Annotated in this window: 16 protein-coding genes; 4 read left to right on the top strand and 12 right to left on the bottom strand. The window is 72.2% G+C overall.

The window, feature by feature from the left end:
* Nucleotides 1-412: 412 nt before the first annotated feature.
* Nucleotides 413-1,174: a TIGR03936 family radical SAM-associated protein gene (locus ACFVTF_RS29600; protein ID WP_363620240.1), complete on the bottom strand. Its 762-nt coding sequence runs from the start codon at nt 1,172-1,174 to the stop codon at nt 413-415.
* Between the two features lie 271 nt (nt 1,175-1,445).
* Complete coding sequence (locus ACFVTF_RS29605) at nt 1,446-3,389, bottom strand: TIGR03960 family B12-binding radical SAM protein (protein ID WP_350878256.1); 1,944 nt, start codon at nt 3,387-3,389, stop codon at nt 1,446-1,448.
* Between the two features lie 468 nt (nt 3,390-3,857).
* Here ACFVTF_RS29605 and ACFVTF_RS29610 point away from each other — a divergent pair, with 468 nt between their 5' ends.
* Nucleotides 3,858-5,150 (top strand): M14 family zinc carboxypeptidase, encoded by a 1,293-nt coding sequence (locus ACFVTF_RS29610; RefSeq protein ID WP_387817438.1) that lies wholly within the window; start codon nt 3,858-3,860, stop codon nt 5,148-5,150.
* Nucleotides 5,151-5,281: 131 nt separating this feature from the next.
* Here the strand turns inward: ACFVTF_RS29610 and rodA are convergent, their stop codons facing one another.
* The 8 genes from rodA to ACFVTF_RS29650 form a co-directional block, all read right to left on the bottom strand.
* Nucleotides 5,282-6,481 carry a rod shape-determining protein RodA gene (rodA, locus tag ACFVTF_RS29615; RefSeq protein WP_371516929.1) on the bottom strand — a complete coding sequence of 400 codons (1,200 nt, stop codon included), beginning with the start codon at nt 6,479-6,481 and terminating at the stop codon, nt 5,282-5,284.
* Nucleotides 6,478-8,844, bottom strand: coding sequence for a penicillin-binding protein 2 (gene mrdA, locus ACFVTF_RS29620; protein ID WP_387817439.1), 2,367 nt, complete (start codon nt 8,842-8,844; stop codon nt 6,478-6,480). Before mrdA ends, rodA begins: the two co-directional genes overlap by 4 nt.
* A gap of 51 nt (nt 8,845-8,895) precedes the next feature.
* Nucleotides 8,896-9,537: a rod shape-determining protein MreD gene (mreD, locus tag ACFVTF_RS29625; RefSeq protein WP_371516931.1), complete on the bottom strand. Its 642-nt coding sequence runs from the start codon at nt 9,535-9,537 to the stop codon at nt 8,896-8,898.
* A gap of 3 nt (nt 9,538-9,540) precedes the next feature.
* Nucleotides 9,541-10,473 carry a rod shape-determining protein MreC gene (gene mreC, locus ACFVTF_RS29630; protein ID WP_387817440.1) on the bottom strand — a complete coding sequence of 311 codons (933 nt, stop codon included), beginning with the start codon at nt 10,471-10,473 and terminating at the stop codon, nt 9,541-9,543.
* Between the two features lie 96 nt (nt 10,474-10,569).
* The gene (locus ACFVTF_RS29635) at nt 10,570-11,595 is read right to left on the bottom strand and encodes a rod shape-determining protein (RefSeq protein ID WP_031076009.1); all 1,026 of its coding nucleotides are present in this window, start codon (nt 11,593-11,595) and stop codon (nt 10,570-10,572) included.
* Between the two features lie 318 nt (nt 11,596-11,913).
* Nucleotides 11,914-12,327 (bottom strand): nucleoside-diphosphate kinase, encoded by a 414-nt coding sequence (gene ndk / locus ACFVTF_RS29640; RefSeq protein WP_063347562.1) that lies wholly within the window; start codon nt 12,325-12,327, stop codon nt 11,914-11,916.
* 110 nt (nt 12,328-12,437) lie between these two features.
* Nucleotides 12,438-12,788: a DUF4233 domain-containing protein gene (locus ACFVTF_RS29645; RefSeq protein WP_063347563.1), complete on the bottom strand. Its 351-nt coding sequence runs from the start codon at nt 12,786-12,788 to the stop codon at nt 12,438-12,440.
* Nucleotide 12,789: 1 nt separating this feature from the next.
* Nucleotides 12,790-14,181: a folylpolyglutamate synthase/dihydrofolate synthase family protein gene (locus ACFVTF_RS29650; protein WP_371516933.1), complete on the bottom strand. Its 1,392-nt coding sequence runs from the start codon at nt 14,179-14,181 to the stop codon at nt 12,790-12,792.
* A gap of 174 nt (nt 14,182-14,355) precedes the next feature.
* Between ACFVTF_RS29650 and ACFVTF_RS29655 the strand changes: the two genes are divergently transcribed.
* The 3 genes from ACFVTF_RS29655 (at nt 14,356) to ACFVTF_RS29665 (ending at nt 18,791) form a co-directional block, all read left to right on the top strand.
* Nucleotides 14,356-15,789 carry a glycosyltransferase gene (locus ACFVTF_RS29655; RefSeq protein WP_387817441.1) on the top strand — a complete coding sequence of 478 codons (1,434 nt, stop codon included), beginning with the start codon at nt 14,356-14,358 and terminating at the stop codon, nt 15,787-15,789.
* 92 nt (nt 15,790-15,881) lie between these two features.
* Nucleotides 15,882-17,081, top strand: coding sequence for a non-hydrolyzing UDP-N-acetylglucosamine 2-epimerase (gene wecB / locus ACFVTF_RS29660; protein ID WP_387817442.1), 1,200 nt, complete (start codon nt 15,882-15,884; stop codon nt 17,079-17,081).
* 171 nt (nt 17,082-17,252) lie between these two features.
* On the top strand, nt 17,253-18,791 hold the full coding sequence (locus ACFVTF_RS29665) for a chitinase (RefSeq protein WP_387817443.1): 1,539 nt from the start codon (nt 17,253-17,255) through the stop codon (nt 18,789-18,791).
* A gap of 22 nt (nt 18,792-18,813) precedes the next feature.
* On the opposite strand, the gene ACFVTF_RS29670 is transcribed toward ACFVTF_RS29665, so the two are convergent.
* Together ACFVTF_RS29670 and ACFVTF_RS29675 are read right to left on the bottom strand one after the other, a co-directional pair.
* Complete coding sequence (locus tag ACFVTF_RS29670; RefSeq protein ID WP_371516936.1) at nt 18,814-19,335, bottom strand: hypothetical protein; 522 nt, start codon at nt 19,333-19,335, stop codon at nt 18,814-18,816.
* A 316-nt stretch (nt 19,336-19,651) separates the two neighbouring features.
* Entirely contained in the window at nt 19,652-22,264 is a 2,613-nt protein-coding gene (locus ACFVTF_RS29675) for a valine--tRNA ligase (RefSeq protein WP_371522655.1), read from the bottom strand.
* Nucleotides 22,265-22,284: the final 20 nt, after the last annotated feature.

The raw sequence follows: 22,284 nt of genomic DNA on the forward strand, positions 1-22,284 counted from the left end.
GCCCCCGGGCTCCACATCCGGGCACGGCACGGCACCCGTGGCCGGCCGGCATCGCGACGATGCTCGGGCCGGACCCTTTCACGGTGCCGCCGCGCGGACGCGAGGCCGCACAGGGGCTCGTAGTCTCGCTCGGCGCCCCGCCGCTCGGCGGGGTGTCGAAAGTCTTCTGGTCTGACCAGTCTTCTGAGGTTTTCCCAAGCTGCGCCGTTCCCCAACCCCGGGTGGCTCCCGGACGGGGTTCCCGGGCCCACCGACCTTCGTGGTCGGCGGGCCTCAGGTGGACGGCCTGTGCTGCGACGACGCTCGCTCCCCTGGGGAGCCGCGGGAACCTGGAGGACCGTCGGGCCCAGTGAGGCACTGGACCCGGCCTCCGCCCGTCAGGCGGACGCGGCCCCGCGAACCCCGGCGGCTGTCAGCCGGCCGGAGCCGCGGCGCGGTCGAGCGCCAGCGGGTCGGTCACCGTGCCGGACTCCTCGTCGAGCGGCCCCTGCGCCAGCCTGGTCACCTCTGCGGGGACCGGCGGCGCCAGGTCGGCCGTCACACGGAGACCGGACAATACGTCGTCGGGTCGTACGGCGGGTGTGGCGTGTCGTACTACCAGGCGCAGTATCGCACAGGGACGGCCGGTCCGAACATTGCGGTCCGCTTCGGCCGCCGTGTCCGCACCGTCGACGACCTGCGGCGCGGCGATCTCGAGCGCCGCCACCGGACCGCGCGCGTCGAAGACCCGCACGCCGTTCTTGGTCACGCGTTCGACCTCGACCCGCTCCGCGGCGAGGAACACCGCGACCGCGCGGGCGGCCTCCTGCGGCTCGACGCCGTCCAGCCGGAGCAGCCACTCGGAGGCCTCCAGGCGCTCCACGAAGTTCGGCGTCCGGACCTCGACCGCGTCGATCACGTCCAGTCCGGTCGGCAGCGACTCGTCCAGCTGTGCCCGCAGTTCCTCCGGGTCACGGAGGGCGGCCAGGCCGATCTCCAGGTACTCCGCCTCGCTCGCCACCCCGGTCGGGGCCGCGTTGGCGTAGGACACCTTCGGGTGCGGGGTGAAGCCGGCCGAATAGGCCATCGGCACGGCGGACCGGCGCAGGGCGCGCTCGAAAGCGCGCTGGAAGTCGCGGTGGCTGGTGAAGCGGAGCCGGCCGCGCTTGGTGTAGCGGAGACGGATCCGCTGCACCGTCGGCGCGGGCGGAGGACCGTCGGGCGTACGGCGTGCCAGGGTCGCTCAGTCCTTAGTCAGTTGTCCCCGTCCGGCGCGACGACTGCCGCCGCTGTCCGGACTCTGTCACCTCAAAGGGTACGCGCCCCGCCACCCCCCTCGTCCCGCCCCTGGTCAGCCGCCCCCCGACGCACGGAGCCCTCCCCGGTTCCCGGGGAGGGCTCCATCCGTCACTTCGAGCACGTCACGCGTCCCGGACCCGCCCGGTCCGCGCCACCCGCGCCGTCAACTAGCCTTGCGGGGCAGCCCCGTTGACCACGGCCAGCGGCAGCAGCTTCTTCCCGGTGGGACCGATCTGGATCTTGAGGTCCATCTGCGGGCACACGCCGCAGTCGAAGCACGGGGTCCAACGGCAGTCGTCGACCTCGACCTCCTCCAGGGCGTCCTGCCAGTCCTCCCAGAGCCAGTCCTTGTCGAGGCCGCTGTCCAGGTGGTCCCAGGGCAGCACCTCCTCGTAGGTGCGCTCGCGGGTGGTGTACCAGTCGACGTCGACGCCGGTGCCGGCCAGGCCCTTCTCGGCGGAGGCCATCCAGCGGTCGTAGGAGAAGTGCTCGCGCCAGCCGTCGAAGCGGCCGCCGTCCTCGTAGACGGCGCGGATGACGGCGCCGATGCGGCGGTCGCCGCGGGACAGCAGGCCCTCGACGATGCCGGGCTTGCCGTCGTGGTAGCGGTAGCCGATGTTCTTGCCGTACTTGCGGTCGCCGCGGATCGAGTCGCGCAGCTTGGCCAGCCGGGCGTCGGTGGCCTCGGCGGACAGCTGCGGGGCCCACTGGAACGGGGTGTGCGGCTTGGGCACGAAGCCGCCGATGGAGACGGTGCAGCGGATGTCGTTCTGGCCGGTGACCTCACGGCCCTTCTGGATGACGTTCTTCGCCATCGCGCCGATCTGGAGCACGTCCTCGTCGGTCTCGGTGGGCAGGCCGCACATGAAGTACAGCTTCACCTGGCGCCAGCCGTTGCCGTAGGCGGTGGCGACGGTGCGGATCAGGTCCTCCTCCGACACCATCTTGTTGATCACCTTGCGCATGCGCTCGCTGCCGCCCTCGGGGGCGAAGGTGAGGCCCGAGCGGCGGCCGTTGCGGGACAGCTCGTTGGCGAGGTCGATGTTGAAGGCGTCGACACGGGTGGACGGCAGCGACAGGCCGATCTTGTCGTCGCTGTAGCGGTCGGCCAGGCCCTTGGCGATGTCCCCGATCTCGGTGTGGTCGGCGCTGGACAGCGAGAGCAGGCCCACCTCCTCGAAACCGGTCGCCTTCAGCCCGCGCTCCACCATCTCGCCGATGCCGGTGATGCTTCGCTCCCGCACGGGGCGCGTGATCATGCCGGCCTGGCAGAAGCGGCAGCCGCGGGTGCAGCCGCGGAAGATCTCCACGGACATCCGCTCGTGCACGGTCTCCGCGAGCGGGACGAGCGGCTGCTTCGGGTAGGGCCACTCGTCGAGGTCCATCACGGTGTGCTTGGACACCCGCCACGGCACGCCCGGGGCGTTCGGCACGACGCGGCCGATCCGGCCGTCGGCCAGGTACTCCACGTCGTAGAACTTCGGCACGTACACCCCGCCGGTACGGGCGAGGCGCAGCAGCAGCTCGTCGCGTCCGCCCGGGCGGCCCTCGGCCTTCCAGCCGCGGACGAGCTCGGTGATGTCGAGCACGGCCTGCTCGCCGTCGCCGACCACCGCGCAGTCGATGAAGTCCGCGATCGGCTCGGGGTTGAACGCGGCGTGGCCGCCGGCCAGGACGATCGGGTCCTCGTCGGTGCGGTCCTTGGCCTCCAGCGGGATGCCGGCCAGGTCGAGCGCGGTCAGCATGTTGGTGTAGCCGAGCTCGGTGGAGAACGACAGGCCGAACACGTCGAAGGCCTTCACCGGGCGGTGCGCGTCCACGGTGAACTGCGGGACGTCGTGCTCGCGCATCAGCGCTTCGAGGTCCGGCCAGACGCTGTAGGTGCGCTCGGCGAGCACGCCCTCGCGCTCGTTGAGCACCTCGTAGAGGATCATGACGCCCTGGTTGGGCAGGCCGACCTCGTAGGCGTCGGGGTACATCAGCGCCCAGCGGACGTCGCAGGCGTCCCAGTCCTTGACGGTCGAGTTGAGCTCGCCGCCGACGTACTGGATCGGCTTCTGGACGTGCGGGAGGAGGGCCTCCAGGCGTGGGAAGACCGATTCGACAGTCATGTACTAGGAACCCTTACGACGTGATTCGGTGCCGCGCGCATCGGCAGGCGACGGCGGGGAGGGGTGACCCTCAAGGGTAGCCCAATCCGGGGAAAGGCCCGCTGGCTCACCCCCGGGCTCACCGACGCCCGGCCCGGGCACCCGCCCGCGCTCCGGCGCGGCCGCCCCGGTAGGGCCCGCCCCGGCACGCGCAGTGCGCGCCCGCCGCCCGGCGCCGTCCGCCGTTGACATGCCCGGACCACCCATGCGGTACTGACAGGGCCCCGCCAGAGACCCCTGCACCCCTTCCGGACAAGGGAGTTGAGCCGTACGCTCAACCCTCGCCGACTCCCCCCCCGGCGACCCGTCCCCGGCGCGCGGGGCCCCGCCCCCGGCCCCGCAGGCAGCGTCCGTCGACGCCCCAGCGCGCCCCGGCGGCCCGACGAGCCAGGCGGCCGCGCGGCCACGCGGTCACGCCCTAGGAGAGCCATGACCGACACCGACCGGCGGGTCCGCCCGCCCCGACCCCTCGGCAGCCGGGCCGCCCGCTACCCCGCGCCGGCCCAGGCCGAGGCCGCGGCCCGGCGGCTCGCGCTGCGCCACCCGGAGCGGTGCCGGCTGCGCGAGGTGGGCCGCTCGCGGGCCGGGCGCCCGCTGCTGCTGCTGTCCGTCGACCGGGGCCCGCGCACGGTGCTGGTCGTCGGCGGCCCGCACCCCAACGAGCCGATCGGCACGGCCGGCGCCCTGCGGCTGGCCGAGGTGCTGCTGGCACGCCCCACCCGGCCCGGCCTGTCCTGGCACCTGCTGCTCTGCCTGGACCCGGACGGCGCCGCGCTCAACGCGGGCTGGCTGGACGGGCCGCTCACCGCCCGCCGGCACTACGAGCACTTCTTCCGCCCCTCGTTCGAGGAGCAGCCCGAACTGCTGCCGGCCGCCGACGCGGGCCGGCCCCCGATGCCCGAGAGCCTGGCGCTGACCGGCCTGATCGACGAGCTGCGCCCGTTCCTGCAGTGCTCGATGCACGGGGTGGACTTCGGCGGCGCCTTCATCCAGCTGACCGCTCCGGTGCCCGGGCTGCCCGAGCTCTTCGCCTCCTCGGTGCGCCGGGCCGGCATCCCGCTGGACGTCGACCCCTTCGACGCGGTCGGCTGGGCCAGCCCCTTCCCCGGCACCTACCTGATGCCCTCGGCGGACGGCGCGGGCCGGTCACGGGCGCTGCCGGACGAGCCGGAGCTGTCCACCTGGTCGTACGCCGGCCGGCACGGCGGGGTGACGGCCGTGCTGGAGGTGCCGATGTGGGCCGTGGACGCGGTCGGCGACGGCCGTCCGCACCCGGCGGCGGACCGGGCGGTCGGCGCCGCGGCCCGGACGCTGCGCGAGCGCGCCGAGGAGCTCTCCGGGCTGCTGGCCCACGTGCCCGCGCACACCCGGGCGGCGCACGGCGCACTGGTGCGCGCGGCCGGGTTCACCCTGGAGTTCTGCCCGTCGGTGGCGGAGGAGTGGCTGGCCCGCTGGTGCGCCGAGCCGCTCACGGTGTCCCGGGTGACCACCGCCGAGATCGTCGCGGCCCGGATCCCGCTGCGGGTGGCGTCGACGGTGCTGCGGCTGCTGGCGGACACCGGCGGTCCGACCGTGGAGGCGGCCCGGAGCCGGGCCCGCGACATCGTCACCGAGAGCCTGGGCCGGCTGCACCACCGCTTCGGCGCCCGCTGGGTGCCGGTCCAGGAGCAGCTGGCCCACCAGGTCCGCGCGGCACTCACCGCCGTCGACTGCCTGCTCTGACCGAGATCCGGGCCAGGCGCAAGCGGGCAACAACTACCCACCCGCAGAACCTGGTTGAGAACCACCGAGGGCCGACCCGAGAGATCCTCGGGCCGGCCCTCAATGGACGCACGGACGCGCGAACGGTCCGCTCAGGCCGCTATCGGCCGCTGGCTGCGGACCGCCTGGAGCAGCCCGATCGCGATCCAGACCGCGAACATCGACGACCCCCCGTAGGAGACGAACGGCAGCGGGATGCCCGCCACCGGCATGATGCCCAGGCACATCCCGATGTTCTCGAAGGCCTGGAAGGAGAACCAGGCGATGATCCCCGCGGCCACGATCGTCCCGTACAGGTCGGTCGCCTGCCGGGCGATCCGGCAGGCCCGCCACAGCACCACGCCGACCAGCAGGATGATCGCCAGCGCCCCGACGAAGCCCAGCTCCTCACCGGCCACCGTGAACACGAAGTCGGTCTGCTGCTCCGGCACGAACTGCCCGGTGGTCTGCGTCCCGTGGAACAGACCCTTGCCGGTCAGCCCGCCCGAGCCGATCGCGATCCGGGCCTGCGCGGTGTTGTAGCCGACGCCGGAGGGGTCCAGCTGCGGGTTGGCGAAGGCCGCGAAGCGGTCGATCTGGTACTTGCTCAGCACCCCGAGCTTCCAGATCGCCACGCACCCGACGGTGCCCGCCACCAGCAGCCCGAGCACCCAGCGGTTGGCCGCCCCCGAGCCGAGCAGGATGCCCAGCACGATCGCGGCCATCACCATCACCGAGCCGGCGTCCGGCATCAGCAGCACGACGCACATCGGCAGGAAGGCCCAGACCAGGCCGCGGAACACCGCCCGGTGCGAGGGGTACTCCCGCTCCCCCGCGTCCACCTGGTCGGAGAGCACGACCGCCATCGCCAGCACGATCCCCAGCTTCGCGAACTCGGCGGGCTGGATGGAGAAGCCGCCGCCCAGCTGGATCCAGGAGTGCGCGCCGTTGATGGTCGAGCCCAGCGGGCTGAGCGTGGCGAGCAGCATCAGGATCACGCCGATGTACAGGAACGGCACGAGGGTGCGGAAGCGCCGGCTCCCTATCCCTATCACCACCGAGCACAGCACCAGCCCGACGACCAGGTTGGTCAGGTGCCGGTACAGGAAGTACTGCGGGTCGCCGTGGGTGAGCGAGTCCCGGCCTCGGGTGGCCGACCAGACCAGCAGGGAGCTGCCGAGCGACAGGGCCAGCGCGGCGAGCAGCAGTATCCAGTCCAGCCGCCACAGCGGCGAGTCCTTGGCCAGGGCCTTGGAGACCCCGCTGCGCTGCGGGCTCAGCCGCAGCTGCCGGTAGGAGCCGTAGGAGGTCATGCCCGCCCCCTTCCCGGGCCGCGGTTCGGTTCGAGTGCGGCGTCGGCCGCGGTGCCCGGGGCGGGCCGGTCCTTCGGCTGCGCCGGGTCCAGGAACGCCGAGGCCGGGGCGGGCTCGCCCGGCACCTGTTCCAGGAAGGCCGGCGCCGGTCCGGGCACGCCCTGCGCCTGCTCCGGCGACGCCAGGAGGCCCGGGCCCGCGAGGGCCTGCGCCGGGTCGACGGTGTCGGCGGTGTTGCCGGTGTCGGCGGTGTAGGCCGCCGGCTTGACGATCGCGGTGCCGTCCGGGTTGAACTTCGGCAGTTCGGCCTGCGGTGCGGGCAGCAGCGCCTTGCCGTTGTCGATGTTGCCCTTGTCGTCGACGCCGTACAGCGCCTGGTAGATCCGGCGGACGGCGTCGCCGGAGCCGCCGGAGCCGGTGCCGCCCTGGCTTATCGTCATGACGACCGCGTAGTCCTTGCTGTACGTGGTCAGCCAGGAGGTGGTCTGCTTGCCCTCGACCTCGGCGGTGCCGGTCTTGGCGTGCAGCTCGATCTTGTTCTGCGGCCAGCCGGCGCCGGCGAACTTCCAGGCGGCGGTACCGCCGGTGATGACGCCCGCGGTGGCCTGGTCGATGTAGCTCAGCAGCTTCTGGGAGCCGGGGAACTTGCCGTCCTCGTGCGGGGCGATCTCGCGGACGAGGTCCCCGCTCGGGCTTATCACCGCCTTGGCGATGGTCGGCCGGTAGAAGGTGCCCCCGTTGGCCAGCGCCGAGTAGATCCGGGCCATCTGGACCGGGGTGACGAGCGTGTCGCCCTGGCCGATCGCGAAGTTGACGGCGTCACCGGCACGCATCTGGTAGCCGTCGACGCAGTTCTCCTTGGCGATCTGGTCGGAGAAGCTGGTGCCGCCCTTCTGCGCCTGCGCGCACCAGGCGTCCTTGTTGTTGTCGTAGAAGGACTGCTTCCACTGCCGGTCCGGCACCCGGCCGGTGACCTCGCTGGGCAGGTCGATGCCGGTCTTGGCGCCGAGGCCGAACTGGTGGGCGGTCTTGAAGAACCAGTCGCCCGGCTCCTTCTTCGGCTTGATGCCGCCGTCCTTCATCCACTGGTCGTACGCCAGGCCGTAGAAGACGGTGTCGCAGGAGACCTCCAGCGCCTTCTCCAGGGAGATGGAGCCGAAGTTCTCGCTCTCGAAGTTCTTGAACTCGCGGCCGCCGATGGTCATGCTCTTCGGGCACGCGTACGTCCCGTCCAGCGAGTAGCCGGCCTCGACGGCGGCGGTGGTGGAGACGACCTTGAAGGTCGAGCCGGGGGCGGACTGACCCTGTATGGCCCGGTTCAGCAGCGGGAAGTTGGAGTCCTTGCTGGTCAGCGACTGGTAGTCCTTGCCGGTGATGCCGCCCACCCAGAGGTTGGGGTCGTAGGTCGGCGCGCTGGCCATCGCGACGATCCGGCCGGTGTGGACGTCCATCACCACGGCGGCGCCGGAGTCGGCCTCGTAGTTGCGGTTGGTGACCTTGTCGAAGGTCTTCCGGGCGTCGGCCATGGCCTGCCCGAGGTTGTCCTCGACCACCTTCTGCACCCGGGCGTCGATGCTGGTGACCAGGTTGTTGCCGGTCTGCGGGGCGGCGGCGCCGGCGGTGCCGATCACCCGGCCGAGGTTGTCCACCTCCAGCTGGGTGATGCCGGCGGTGCCGCGCAGGTCGCGGTCGTACACCGACTCCAGGCCGGCCCGGCCGATCTGGTCGGCCGGCAGGTAGCGGTCCAGGCCGGACTTGGAGGCGGTCTTGCTGACCTCCTCGTCGGTGACCGGCGAGAGGTAGCCAAGCACCTGGGCCATGTTGGCGCCCTCGGCGCCGGTGTAGCGGCGCACGGCGGTGGGCTGCGCGGTGACCCCGGGGAAGTCCTCGCGGCGTTCCATTATCTGCATCGCCTGCTGGGTGGTCGCCTCCTTGGTGACCGGGATCGGCTGGTAGGGCGAGCCGTTCCAGCAGGGCTGCGGGGTCTTGGCGTCGCAGAGCCGGGTCTTCTCCTGCACGTCCTTGGCGGGCATCCCCAGCACCTCGGCCAGCCGGCCGAGCACCGCCTTGCCGCCGTCCTTCTGCTGCAGCAGCGAGGTGCGGCTGACCGAGACCACCAGCCGGGCCTCGTTGCCGGCCAGGATCCGCCCGGAGGCGTCCAGGATCTCGCCGCGGACGGCCGGTTCGACCACCTCGCGGATGTGGTTGCCGGTCGCCTTGGCGGTGTAGACGCTGGCGTTGCGGATCTGCAGGTACCACAGCCGTCCGCCGAGGGTGGCGAGCAGCGACAGGACCAGGATCTGCAGCACCACCAGACGGATCGTCACCCGCCGGGTACGGCCGGTCTCGGGGATGTTGCTCACGTCTCGTGCGCTCCAGGATGCGGGAAGTCGGGAGGTCGGGGGCCGGGCCGGTTACGGGCGCCGGGCGAAGCCGGGCATGCGCCGCTTCTTGTAGGACGGGCCGGCCGAGGACTCGCGCGTGGTGCGGTAGCGGGCCAGCGTGCCCAGACCGGAGCCGCCCTCGTCGTCATCGGCGGCCGCGGTCACCGGGTCGCGCCCGAAGCGGCGGCCGACCAGCATCACCAGCGGCACCACGAACGGCGCCAGCAGCACGTCGTACAGCAGGGCGCTGACCACCAGGCCGCCGAGGCCGACGTGCCGGGCCGCGGTGTCGCCGACCAGGGCGCCGACCATCGCGTACAGCAGGGTGGAGGCGACGGCCGCGGCGGCCACCACCATCAGCGCGCCGGACACCGACCGCTGGCGGCCGTGGTCCGGGCGCAGCAGCCCGGCGGCGTAGCCCATCAGGCAGAGCACCAGCGCGTAGCGGCCGATCGCGTGGTCGGAGGGCGGCGCGAGGTCGGCGAGCAGGCCGGCCGAGAAGCCGACCACGCAGCCGCCGGACGGCCCGTAGACCAGGGCCAGGCCGACCACGACGAGCAGCAGTATGTCCGGGGTGGCCCCCGGGAGCTGGAGCCGGCCGAAGACGCTGACCTGGAGGATCAGGCCGAGCAGGATCAGGCCGGCGGAGACGGGGATGCGGGCGAGGCGCATGGCTCAGTTCCCCCCAGTGGGCTTGGCGGGCGGGGCGGCGGGCGCGGCCGGGGTCTGGGCGGCCTGTCCCTGGGCGGGGGCCGGCGGCAGGACGGCGTCGCGCGGGTCGGCGCGCGGCGGCACGACCACCACGCCGACCAGGTCCAGCCGGGTGAACTGGACGAAGGGCTCGACCAGGACGGTCTTGGTCAGCTGGCCCGGGGTGGCCTCGACCTCGACGACCTTGCCGACCGGCACGCCGGGCACGAACGGGCGGCCGCTCTGCGAGCCGAAGGTGACCAGCCGGTCGCCGGCCTTGACCTGGGCCTTGCCGTTGAGCAGCGAGACCTTCATCGGGCTGGTGCCGCCGCCGGAGGCGAAGCCGATCTCGCCGCTGGCCTCCAGCCGGGTGCCGGCCGAGAAGCCGGGGTCGGAGGCGAGCAGCACGGTGGCGGTGGTCGGGGCGACGGTGGTGATCCGGCCGACCAGGCCCTGACCGTTGATCACCGTCATGTCGCGGGTGAGGCCGTCGTCGCTGCCGGAGTCGATGGTGATGGTCCAGGAGAAGCCCTGGGCCGGGCCGATCGCGATGACCTGGGCGGCCTTGACGGTGTAGCCGCCGGCGCCGGCGGTGCGCAGCAGGTCGTCGAGCTGCTTGGTGCGCCCGGTGGCCATGTCGGAGGAGGCGAGCTTCTGCCGCAGTTCGGTGTTCTCGCGGGCGAGCTCGTCGGTGCGGCCGTTGTTGGACGCGGCGTCGCGGAAGGCCCGGACGGTGTCGGCGACCGGGTCGACGACGGTGGCGGCGCCGCGCTCGACCGGGCCGAGGATGCTGGCGGCGGCGTGTCGGGCACCGCCGAGGGGGGAGCTCTCACCGCCCTTGATGTCCACGGTGACGAGTGCGAAGGCTACGGCCACCAGCAGGATGAGCAGCAGCCGGCTCTCTCGTGTGTCCCTCACGGTGCTGGTACTGCCCCTTCGTACCTGGTCGGCCGCCCGGGCTGTGGGGCCCGGGCGGCAGCCCGTTCAGTTGAGTGTCGGATGTTCTCGGTGGTGCTAACGGCGCGGGGAGGCGTCCAGTACCTGCTGGAGCGCCTCGAACTCCTCGACGCACTTGCCGGAGCCGAGCGCGACCGAGTCGAGCGGGTTCTCGGCGATGTGGATCGGCATGCCGGTCTCGCGGCGCAGCCGCTCGTCGAGGCCGCGCAGCAGGGCGCCGCCGCCGGTGAGCACGATGCCGCGGTCCATCACGTCGCCGGCCAGCTCGGGCGGGCACTGGTCGAGGGTGGTCTTCACGGCGTCGATGATCGAGTTGACCGGCTCGTCGATGGCCTCGCGGACCTCGGCGGCGGAGATGACCACGGTCTTGGGCAGGCCGCTGACCAGGTCGCGGCCGCGGATCTCGGCGTGCTCGTCCTTCTCGCCCTCCAGGCCGAAGGCGCTGCCGATGCTCATCTTGATCTGCTCGGCGCTGCGCTCGCCGAGGAGCAGCGAGTACTCCTTCTTGATGTGCTGGACGATCGCGTTGTCCAGCTCGTCGCCGGCGACCCGGATGGACTGGGCGGTGACGATGCCGCCGAGGGAGATGACCGCGACCTCGGTGGTGCCGCCGCCGATGTCGACGACCATGTTGCCGGTGGCCTCGTGGACGGGCAGCCCGGCGCCGATGGCGGCGGCCATCGGCTCCTCGATGATGTGCACCTGGCGGGCGCCGGCCTGCGAGGAGGCCTCGATCACGGCGCGGCGCTCGACCCCGGTGATGCCGGAGGGCACGCAGACCACGACCCGGGGGCGGGCGAGGTAGCGGCGGCGGTGGATCTTGAGGATGAAGTAGCGGAGCATCCGCTCGGTGATCTCGAAGTCGGCGATCACGCCGTCCTTGAGCGGGCGGATGGCGACGATGTTGCCCGGCGTCCGGCCGATCATCTTCTTCGCCTCGGCACCGACCGCCAGGATGCCGCCGGTGTTGGTGTTCACCGCGACGACGGACGGCTCGTTGAGGACGATCCCCTTGCCCCTGACGTACACCAGCGTGTTGGCAGTTCCAAGGTCGATCGCCAAGTCGCGGCCGATGAACGACAGGTTGCTCGCCATGGGGTGTGGTTGCCTTCCCGGGCTCGGAGTTCATGGGGGTTGGACGAGAGCGCGCCCACGCTCGGGCGGAGCCAGCTGAGCTGCCTTACCGGGCCCTTGAGTCGCGTCCATCGTAGTCACGCGGCGCGGTACGGACGTCGATGCGGGGCATACCGTCCATTGTCCGGAGCGTGTTCGCTTCTCCGGGCATTGGGACGCCGTGTCGGCACCTCTGGTTGCTTATTTCACGATAAAAGTGCCCCGGCCGGGCCAATGGTCCCGACCGGGGCAGTGCCAAGGTCCCTCGGGCGTGTCGCCCGGCTGGACTCAGGCGTGCGCCGGGAAGAAGATCTTGATCTCGCGCTCGGCCGACTCCGGGGAGTCCGAGGCGTGGATCAGGTTCTCGCGGGTGATCGTCGCGTAGTCGCCGCGGATGGTGCCGGCCCCGGCCTCCAGCGGGTTGGTCGCACCGGCCAGCATCCGGATGCCGCGGACGACCTCCTCGCCCTCGACGATCAGCGCGATCGACGGGCCGGAGGTCATGAACTCCAGCAGCGGCTCGTAGAACGGGCGGCCGACGTGCTCCGCGTAGTGCTGCTCCAGCGTCGCCCGGTCGAAGGTGCGCAGCTCGACGGCGGTGAGCCGCCAGCCGGCCTTGCGCTCGATGCGGCTGATGATCTCGCCGGCCAGGCCACGCTGGACGGCGTCGGGCTTGAGCAGGACGAGAGTGCGCTGGGACACGGTGCGTCTCCTGGGGATTCGGTACGGCAAGGCAGTCGGGCCGACGGGCGGGAGCCGACACGGCAGAGATTACCTTGCGTGTGCGGCGTGTCGGCCCGCCGGTCCGGGCCCTAGACCGGTACGGCGGCCGCCTCGGCGGCGGCCCGGGCGGCCTTGAACTCGTCCACCTTGCGGCCGTAGTGCACCGAGCACCACCACAGGCCGGCGAAGACCACACCGAGGCCGAACATGGTCGGCAGGATGAAGCCGCTGGCGATCAGTCCGATCTGCAGCGCCCAGCCGACGGCCACCGCACCGGGGCGGTTGATCATGCCGCAGAGCGCGATGCACAGCGCCATGACGATCCCGGTGACGATCCAGATCGTGGCCGTGGAGACGCTGGACAGCTGCATCGCGACCAGCGCGGCGAACATGGCCAGGAGCGCCTCGCCGATCAGGGTCGAGGAGCAGAGGGTCCTCATGTCACTTCCTCCCGAGCAGCAGGCGGGCCTCGCCCACCGTGATGACCGAACCGGTGACCAGCACCCCGGCACCGCCGAGGTCGCCCTCCTCCTCGGCGAGGGTGACGGCGGCCGCGATGGCGTCGTCGAGCCGGGGCTCGACCTGGACGCGGTCCTCGCCGAAGATGTCGACGGCCAGCGCCGCCAACTCGTCGACGTCCATCGCGCGGTGGGTGGAGTTCTGGGTGATGACGACCTCGGCGAGGATCGGCTCGAAGGCCTCCAGCACGCCGGCCACGTCCTTGTCCCCGGAGGTGCCGATCACGCCGACGAGCCGGGTGAAGCCGAAGGACTCGCCGAGGGCGGCGACGGTGGCGCGGGCGCCGTGCGGGTTGTGCGCGGCGTCCAGGATGATCGTGGGACTGCGGCGGACGACCTCCAGGCGGCCGGGCGAGGAGACGCCGGAGAAGGCCTGGCGGACCTTGTCCACGTCGAGCTGCCCGCCGCGGGCGCCGCCGACGCCGAAGAAGGCCTCGACCGCGGCCAGCGCCAGCACCGCGTTGTGCGCCTGGTGCTCGCCGTGCAGCGGGATGAAGACGTCCTCGTACTCCTCGCCGCCGAGCCCGCGCAGCGTCACCAGCTGGCCGCCGACGCCGAGCTCACGGCGGATCACGCCGAACTCCATGCCCTCGCGGGCCACCGTGGCGTCGACCTCGACGGCGCGCCGCAGGATGTTCTGGGCGGCGTCCAGCTGCTGCTGGGCGACGACGGCGACGGCTCCGGACTTGATGATCCCGGACTTCTCGACCGCGATCTCGCCGGTGGTCTCGCCGAGCTTGTCGGTGTGGTCCAGCCCGATCGGGGTGATCACGGCGACGGCGGCGTCGATGACGTTGGTGGCGTCCCAGGAGCCGCCCATGCCGACCTCGACCACGGCGACGTCCACGGGGGCGTCGGCGAAGGCGGCGTAGGCCATGCCGGTCAGCACCTCGAAGAAGGACATCGGCACCGGCTGCGCCGCGTCGACCATCTGCACGTACGGCTCGATGTCGCGGTAGACCTCGACGAAGCGCTCGGGGGTGATCGGGGCGCCGTCGAGGGTGATCCGCTCGGTGACGCTCTCCACGTGCGGGCTGGTGTAGCGGCCCGTGCGCAGTTCGAAGGTGTTGAGCAGCTGCTCGATCATCCGGGCGGTGGAGGTCTTGCCGTTGGTCCCGGTGATGTGGATGGAGGGGAAGGACCGCTGGGGCTGGCCCAGGATGTCCATCAGCGCCTCGATCCGGTCGAGCGAGGGCTCCAGCTTGTTCTCCGGCCAGCGCTTGGAGAGCTCCACCTCGACATCGCGCAGGGTGTCGTCGGTGTCGCCGTCGGCGGGGCGGAGGGTGTACGGGTTCGGGTCGGCCTTGTCGCTCACGACCACAGTCTACGGAGGGTTGGCGGGCCGTCCTCACGGGGTGAGAACGACCACTTTGGTCGGGGTTTCCAATTTGCCCCCTTTACTATCTCTTTGGCGAGTTTGAACCGCAACGGAGCATCGATTCGCACCCCCTGGAGCCGGACCGCCTTTGATCACGAGGAGCACCACGCCATGCCCGACGCTCTGCACGACTGGATCGTGCTCCGCCAGGACGCCGTCGTCTGGTTCGCCGGACTGGTCTCACTGGCACTCGTCGGCTACATGGCCTTCGTCTTCGGACGCTTCCTCCTGTACTGGGCCGGCTCCCGGCACGCCTTCCGGCACAACCGGCCCGCCGAGCCCGGCGACCCGGCCGCCTTCCAGTGGCACCTGGTGATCCCCTGCCGCGACGAGGAGGCCGTGGTCACCCAGACCCTGGCCGGCCTGCGCGACAGCGCGCCCGGGGCCCACCTGTGGGTGATCGACGACGACAGCGAGGACGCCACCCGCGACCTCGTCCTCGCCGCCGCGGCCCACGACGACCGCGTCCACCTCGTCCAGCGCCGCCGCCCGCACGCCCGGATCGGCAAGGGCGCCGCCCTCAACGCCGCCTACCGCGAGATCACCGCCTGGCTGCCCGAGGACACCGACCGCTCCCGCGTGGTGATCGGCGTCGTCGACGCCGACGGACGGCTCGACCCCGGCACCCTCCCCCAGGTCTGCAACGACAAGGCGCTCGGCCGCCCCGACACCGGCGCCGTCCAGATCGGCGTGCGGATGCGCAACGCCGACGACGAACTCCCGCTGCCCGGCCGCGGCCGCACCGCCAACGCGTTCGCCCGCGCCCTGGTCCGGATGCAGGACATCGAGTTCCAGGCCAACAACGCCGGCATGCAGCTGCTGCGCCGCCGCACCGGCAGCGTCGGCCTCGGCGGGAACGGCCAGTTCGTCCGCCTCACCGCCCTCGACTCGCTCACCGCCGAGGAGGGCCGGGCCGGCCGCCCCTGGCCCGAGCGCGCCCTGCTGGAGGACTACGAGTCCGGCCTCGACCTGCGCCTGGCCGGCTGGCGCCTCACCCACGTCGCCGAGACCCAGGTCTCCCAGGAGGGTCTGATCTCGCTGCGCCGCTTCCTCACCCAGCGCACCCGCTGGGCCCAGGGCAACATGCAGTGCCTGCGCTACACCGGCCGGGTGCTGCGCTCCCCCTACTACACCTGGTCCGGCAAGGCCGAGGTGCTGTACACCTTCCTCCAGCCCGTCGTCTGCGTGCTGCTGGTCCTGCTGTTCCCGCTCTCGCTCGGGATCACCGCGGCCGGGCTGGTGCTCTTCCCCGCCGAAACCGCCGACTTCCACGTCAGGTTCGGCCCGTGGATGCTGCTCGCCTTCGCGGTCGCCACCCTGCCGATGGTGCTCTGGGGCTTCGCCTACCGCCGGCTCGTCCACCCCGACCGCAGCCGGCTCACCGGACTGCTCTGGGGCGTCCTGATCTGGCTCTACGCCTACCACCTCTTCGTGGTCGCCACCCGGGCCGCCGCCCGGATGCTGCTCGGCCGCAACGGCTGGGCCAAGACCCGGCGCAACGCCGAGAAGGTCGCGCTCGGCGCCCCCACCGCCCTTGAGTCCTGAGCCTCGGTCCTTGAGCCCCGCGTCTGAGTCCCGCGCTGAGCCCCGCACCTGAAGCCTGAGCAGCCCCACCCCCTCGGAGCCTCCCCATGAGCATGTGCCTTCCCCCCGCCAGCGTCGCCGTCGTCCTCGGCACCCGCCCCGAACTGGTCAAGCTCGCCCCGCTGATCCACGAACTCGGCGACGCCACCCGCCTGGTGCACACCGGCCAGCACTGGGACGAGGCGATGTCCGGCCGCTTCCTGCGCGACCTCGACCTGCCCCGCCCCGAACTGCTCACCGGCGTCGGCGGGCGCCCCCGGGCCGGCCAGATCGCCCAGTCCCTCGGCCAGCTGGACGCCGCCTTCGCCGAGGACCGCCCCGCCGCCGTGGTCGTCCAGGGCGACACCAACGCCACCCTCGCCGGGGCGCTGGCCGCCAACGCCCGGGAGATCCCGCTGGTGCACGTCGAGGCCGGGCTGCGCAGCTTCGACCGGGCGATGCCCGAGGAGCACAACCGGGTGATGGTCGACCACGTCTCCGACCTGCTCTGCGCCGCCACCGGGGACAACGTCGCCAACCTGCGCGCCGAGGCCCTCGCCGAGGAGCGGATCGCGCTCACCGGCAACACCGTCGTCGAGGTGGTCCGCCGCCAGCTGCCGGCCGCGGCCGACCGCGCCGCGCTGCTCGCCGCGCACGGGCTGCGCCCGGACGGCTACGTGCTGGCCACCGTGCACCGCCCGGAGAACACCGACACCGCCGAGGCGCTGGGCGCCGTGCTGGCCGAACTGGACCGGATCGCCCGGGCGGGCACCCCGGTGCTGTTCCCGATGCACCCGCGCACCCGGGCCGCCGTCGAACGCTTCGCACTGGACGCCCTGCTGGAGCGCCTGGCCGTCACCGGGCCGGTCGGGTACGCCGACTTCCTGGGCCTGGCCGGCCACGCCGCGCTGCTGGTCTCCGACTCCGGCGGCGTGCAGGAGGAGTGCACCGTGCTCGGCCGCCCGCTGCTGGTGGTGCGCCGCTCCACCGAGCGTCCGGAGGCGGTGGCGGCGGGCTTCGCCGCGCTGGTGGGCCCCGACGAGGACCTGGGCGAGCTCGCCCGGGCCTGGCTGGCCGACACCCCCGAGCGGCTCGCCCGGCTCGCGGCCACCCCGAGCCCGTACGGCGACGGCCTGGCCTCCGCGCGGATCGCCGCGCTCACCGCCGCGGTCGCCGAGCCGGCCGAGCCCGGAGCAGCCGGCGCCGGAACAGCCGACGCCGGTGCGACGGGCAGCGCGGCGGCCGACTCCGGGGCACGGCCTTCGGCCGCCTAGCGCCCTCTTGACAGCCGGATTGGTCTACTCCACCTTGTGAGTCAAGTCTCCTTCCCCAACAGGGACTTGAGTTGTCGGTAGCTCCCGCACGCGCACCATCGACACCCCGGACGGCGCTCCACCCCCACCACCCAGGCGCGCCGCCGGGCCTCCCCCACAGGAGATGGAGTCATGCCACCTGCCCGACACCGGCGCCCGCGCGCCGTCCACACCCTGCTCGCCGGGGCCTGCGCCGTCGCCCTCGGCCTGAGCGGGCTCGCCCTCGCCACCGGCACCGGTGCCCACGCCGCCGACCCCGACCTGATCACCAACGGCGGCTTCGAGACCGGCACCCTGTCCGGCTGGTCCTGCGGCAACGGCGCCGTCCAGAGCACGACCGTCCACTCCGGCCGCTACGCCCTGCAGTCCACCCCGGGCTCGGGCGACACCGGCGAGTGCACCCAGACCGTCGCCGTGCAGCCCTCCTCGACGTACACGCTGAGCTCCTGGGTCCAGGGCTCGTACGTCTACCTGGGCGCCCGCGGCACCGGCGGCACCGACCCCGGCACCTGGACGAACTCCTCCGGCTGGGCCCAGCTGAGCACCGGCTTCACCACCGGCCCGGGCACCACCAGCGTCACCGTCTACCTGCACGGCTGGTACGGGCAGCCCGCCTTCCTCGCCGACGACGTCTCGCTGATCGGCCCGGGCGGCCCACAGCCCTCCCAGAGCCCGACCGCCACCACGTCCCCGAGCCCCACCGGCACCGGCAGCCCCTCCCCCACGGCCACCGGCACCGCAAGCCCGACCGCCACCTCGACCGGCAAGCCGCCCGGCCTGCCCAAGCACATCCTGACCGGCTACTGGCAGAACTTCGACAACGGCGCCACCGTCCAGCGGATCAGCGACGTCCCGGCCGCGTACGACATCATCGCGGTCTCCTTCGCCGACGCCACCACCACACCGGGCGGGTTGGGCTTCACCCTGGACCCGGCCCTCTCCTCCCGCCTCGGCGGCTACACCGACGCCCAGTTCAAGGCCGACATCGCGGCCAAGCGGGCGGCCGGCAAGAAGGTGGTGCTCTCGGTCGGCGGGCAGAACGGCACGGTGTCGGTGAGCGACCCGACCTCGGCGGCCAACTTCGCGAGCACCGCGTGGGCGCTGATGCAGGGCTACGGCTTCGACGGGGTCGACATCGACCTGGAGAACGGCGTCAACTCCGTCTACCTGGGCCAGGCGCTGCACTCGCTGGCGGCGAAGAGCGGCAGCGGGTTCGTCCTCACCATGGCGCCGCAGACCATCGACATGCAGTCGACCGGCATGGAGTACTTCAAGCTGGCGCTGAACGTGAAGGACATCCTCACCATCGTCAACATGCAGTACTACAACTCCGGTGCGATGAACGGCTGCGACGGCAACGTCTACTCGCAGGGCACCGAGGACTTCCTCACCGGGCTGGCCTGCATCCAGCTCAAGGGCGGGCTGCGGCCCGACCAGGTGGGGCTCGGGGTGCCGGCCTCCACCAGCGCGGCGGGCGGCGGGTACGTCAGCCCGAGCGTGGTCGACAACGCGCTGGACTGCCTGGCCGCCGGCACCAACTGCGGCAGCTACAAGCCCGACACCACCTGGCCGGGCATCGGCGGGGCGATGACCTGGTCGACCAACTGGGACGCCAAGGCGGGCAACCCGGTCGCGGGCACCATCGGCGCGCACCTGCACGCCATGCCGTGACGCCCCCGGCCCGGACCGGGGTTCAGACCCCGGCCCGGGCCTCCGGGACGTGTGCCGCGGGCCCGCCGTGCCGGCGGCGCAACTCGGCCGTGATCTCGGCCAGTTCGCCCTCGGGCAGCAGCGGCAGCATCATCGCGACGCCCTGCAGAAGACCGCCGAGCAGGAAGGTGGTGTCGGCGGTCGAGGCGACCAGGCCGCGCACCTCGGCCACCTCGCCGGCGGCCACCGCCTCGATCAGCCGGGCGGCGTCCGCGCTCTCCTCGTCCACCTCGACCGCGCCGTTGTCGGCCGGGGCTCGCCGGGCCATCGCCCGCAGCACCCGGTCGCCGACCTCGGGCGCGTACGCCTTGCGGACGGCCTCGGCGGCGATCCAGGCGAGCAGGGTGGTCACCTCGCGCTCGGCGCGCTCGGCGAGGAGCAGGTCCAGCTCGTGGTCGAAGGCGAGCTGGTTGCCGTGACGGAACGCCAGCAGCAGGGTCGCCGCCCTGGCCTTGGCCTCCTCCACCGCCTCGGCAGGAAGTTCGTCGGCCAATTCCTCGGTCACCACCACGCCATGCCCTCCCGTCCGTCGGCTCAGCAGGAACGCTCAGCAGAAACACCCGTCAGAAACTCCGTGCACACCGTACACATCCGACCTGCAAACTTCCGCGAACCCGCGCGGGCAAGACCGGAATGAATTCGGAAGGAATAGGACCTCACCCGGTCCAGGATGAATATTCGCCGGAAGGGAGCAATGTTGCTGGGCTATTAGGCGTAGCAAAAAGAACACCGCCGCCGGGCCCGGCCGAGCCGCCCGGAAACGCCGGAGGGGCCGCACCCCGCGCGTCGCGGAGTGCGGCCCCTCACGGACCGGTGCGGGCTCAGCCCTGCGGCAGCGCCGCGAGCTGGGCGGTGATCCGGGCGATGTCGGCCTCGGCGGCCTCCTGGCGACCCCGGATCTTGGCGACCACCTCGTCCGGCGCCTTGGCGAGGAACGCCTCGTTGCCGAGCTTGGCCGTGGTCTGCGCCTTCTCCTTCTCGGCGGCCGCGAGGTCCTTGGCGAGGCGCTTGCGCTCCGCCGCGACGTCGATGGTGCCGGAGAGGTCGAGCGCGACGGTGGCGCCGGCGACCGGGAGCGAGGCGGTGGCCGCGAAGCCCTCCTCGGGGACGGTCAGCCGCAGCAGCGAGCGGATCGCGTCCTCGTGGACGGCCAGCACGGTGCCGTCCAGCTCCAGCTCCGCCGGGACGCGCTGGCCCGGCTTGAGGCCCTGGTCCGAGCGGAACCGGCGGACCTCGGTGACCACCTGCTGCAGCGTGGCGATCTCGGCCTCGGCCTCGGCGTCGCGGTAACCGCTGTCCGTCGGCCAGTCGGCGATGACCAGCGACTCGGCACCGGTGAGCGTGGTCCACAGGGTGTCGGTGACGAAGGGCACGATCGGGTGCAGCAGCCGCAGCGTGACGTCCAGGACCTCGCCGAGCACCCGGCGCGCGGCGTCGGCCTGCGGGCCGCCCTTGGCCAGGGTGGTCTTGGAGAGCTCGACGTACCAGTCGAAGACCTCGTCCCAGGCGAAGTGGTACAGCGCCTCGGACAGCTTGGAGAACTGGTAGTCCTCGTACAGCCCGTCCACCTCGGCGACGGTGCTGTTCAGGCGCGACAGGATCCAGCGGTCGGTCGCGGTCAGCTCCTCCGGCGCGGGCAGCGGGCCCTCGACGGTGGCGCCGTTCATCAGCGCGAAGCGGGTGGCGTTCCAGATCTTGTTGGCGAAGTTGCGGGCCGCCTGGACCCAGTCCTCGCCGATCGGCACGTCGACGCCCGGGTTGGCACCGCGCGCCAGCGTGAAGCGCAGCGCGTCCGAACCGTACTTGTCCATCCAGTCCAGCGGGTTGACCACGTTGCCGAAGGACTTCGACATCTTCTTGCCGTTCTGGTCACGGACCATGCCGTGCAGCGCGATGGTGTGGAACGGCGGGGTGCCGTCCATCGCGTAGAGGCCGAACATCATCATCCGGGCGACCCAGAAGAACAGGATGTCGTAGCCGGTGACCAGGACGGAGTTCGGGTAGAACTTCGCCAGGCTCTCGGTCTGCTCCGGCCAGCCGAGCGTGGAGAACGGCCACAGTCCGGAGGAGAACCAGGTGTCCAGGACGTCGTTGTCCTGGTGCCAGCCCTCGCCGGTGGGCGGCTGCTCGTCCGGGCCGACGCAGACGACCTCGCCGTTCGGGCCGTACCAGACCGGGATGCGGTGGCCCCACCACAGCTGGCGCGAGATGCACCAGTCGTGCAGGTTGTCGACCCAGTCGAAGTAGCGCTTCTCCATCTCCTGCGGGTGGATCTTGACCTTGCCGTCGCGGACCGCGTCGCCGGCGGCCTTCGCGAGCGGGCCGACCTTGACCCACCACTGCATGGACAGCCGCGGCTCGATGGTGGTCTTGCAGCGCGAGCAGTGGCCGACCGAGTGGACGTACGGGCGCTTCTCGGCGACGATCCGGCCGTCGGCGCGCAGCGCGGCGACGATCGCCGAGCGGGCCTCCAGCCGGTCCAGGCCGAGGAACGGGCCGTGCACGGTGATGACCGCGTGCTCGTCCATGACGGCGACCGAGGGCAGGCCGTGCCGCTGGCCGATCTCGAAGTCGTTCGGGTCGTGCGCGGGCGTCACCTTGACGGCGCCGGTGCCGAACTCCGGGTCGACGTGGGCGTCGGCGACCACGGGGATCCGACGGCCGGTCAACGGCAGCTCGATCTCGGTGCCGACCAGGTGGCGGTAGCGCTCGTCGTCCGGGTGGACGGCGACCGCGGTGTCGCCCAGCATCGTCTCGGCGCGGGTGGTGGCGACGACGATCGAGGCGTCGCCCTCGCCGTAGCGGATCGAGACCAGCTCGCCGTCGTCGTCCTGGTACTCCACCTCGATGTCCGAGATGGCGGTCAGGCAGCGCGGGCACCAGTTGATGATGCGCTCGGCCCGGTAGATCAGCTCGTCGTCGAAGAGCTTCTTGAAGATGGTCTGGACGGCCTGGGACAGGCCCTCGTCCATGGTGAACCGCTCGCGGGACCAGTCCACGCCGTCGCCCAGGCGGCGCATCTGGCCGGAGATCTGGCCGCCGGACTCCGCCTTCCACTTCCAGACGCGCTCGACGAAGGCCTCCCGGCCCAGGTCGTGGCGGGACTTGCCCTCCTTGGCGAGCTCGCGCTCGACCACGTTCTGGGTGGCGATGCCGGCGTGGTCCATCCCGGGCTGCCACAGCGCCTCGTAGCCCTGCATCCGCTTGCGGCGGACCAGCGCGTCGATCAGCGTGTGCTCGAAGGCGTGGCCCAGGTGCAGGCTGCCGGTCACGTTCGGCGGGGGGATGACGATGGTGAACGGGGGCTTGTCGCTCTTGGCGTCCGCGGTGAAGTAGCCACGCTCTACCCAGCGCTCGTACAGCTCGCCCTCTACGTCCGCGGGGGTGTAGGTCGTCGGGAGAGTTGCTGCTTCGTCCCCGGCAAAGGTGCTCACGGGGTGCTGGTTCGTCGTGT

Source organism: Kitasatospora sp. NPDC057940 (genome assembly GCF_042887425.1).
Lineage (GTDB): Bacteria > Actinomycetota > Actinomycetes > Streptomycetales > Streptomycetaceae > Kitasatospora.

What these genes read in the sequence shown, in the direction of transcription:
- ACFVTF_RS29605 (WP_350878256.1), bottom strand. Translation starts at nt 3,389, where the DNA reads ATGACTGTCGAATCGGTCTTCCCACGCCTGGAGGCCCTCCTCCCGCAC.
- ACFVTF_RS29610 (WP_387817438.1), top strand. Translation starts at nt 3,858, where the DNA reads ATGACCGACACCGACCGGCGGGTCCGCCCGCCCCGACCCCTCGGCAGC.
- rodA (WP_371516929.1), bottom strand. Translation starts at nt 6,481, where the DNA reads ATGACCTCCTACGGCTCCTACCGGCAGCTGCGGCTGAGCCCGCAGCGC.
- mreD (WP_371516931.1), bottom strand. Translation starts at nt 9,537, where the DNA reads ATGCGCCTCGCCCGCATCCCCGTCTCCGCCGGCCTGATCCTGCTCGGC.
- ACFVTF_RS29645 (WP_063347563.1), bottom strand. Translation starts at nt 12,788, where the DNA reads ATGAGGACCCTCTGCTCCTCGACCCTGATCGGCGAGGCGCTCCTGGCC.
- ACFVTF_RS29655 (WP_387817441.1), top strand. Translation starts at nt 14,356, where the DNA reads ATGCCCGACGCTCTGCACGACTGGATCGTGCTCCGCCAGGACGCCGTC.
- wecB (WP_387817442.1), top strand. Translation starts at nt 15,882, where the DNA reads ATGTGCCTTCCCCCCGCCAGCGTCGCCGTCGTCCTCGGCACCCGCCCC.
- ACFVTF_RS29665 (WP_387817443.1), top strand. Translation starts at nt 17,253, where the DNA reads ATGCCACCTGCCCGACACCGGCGCCCGCGCGCCGTCCACACCCTGCTC.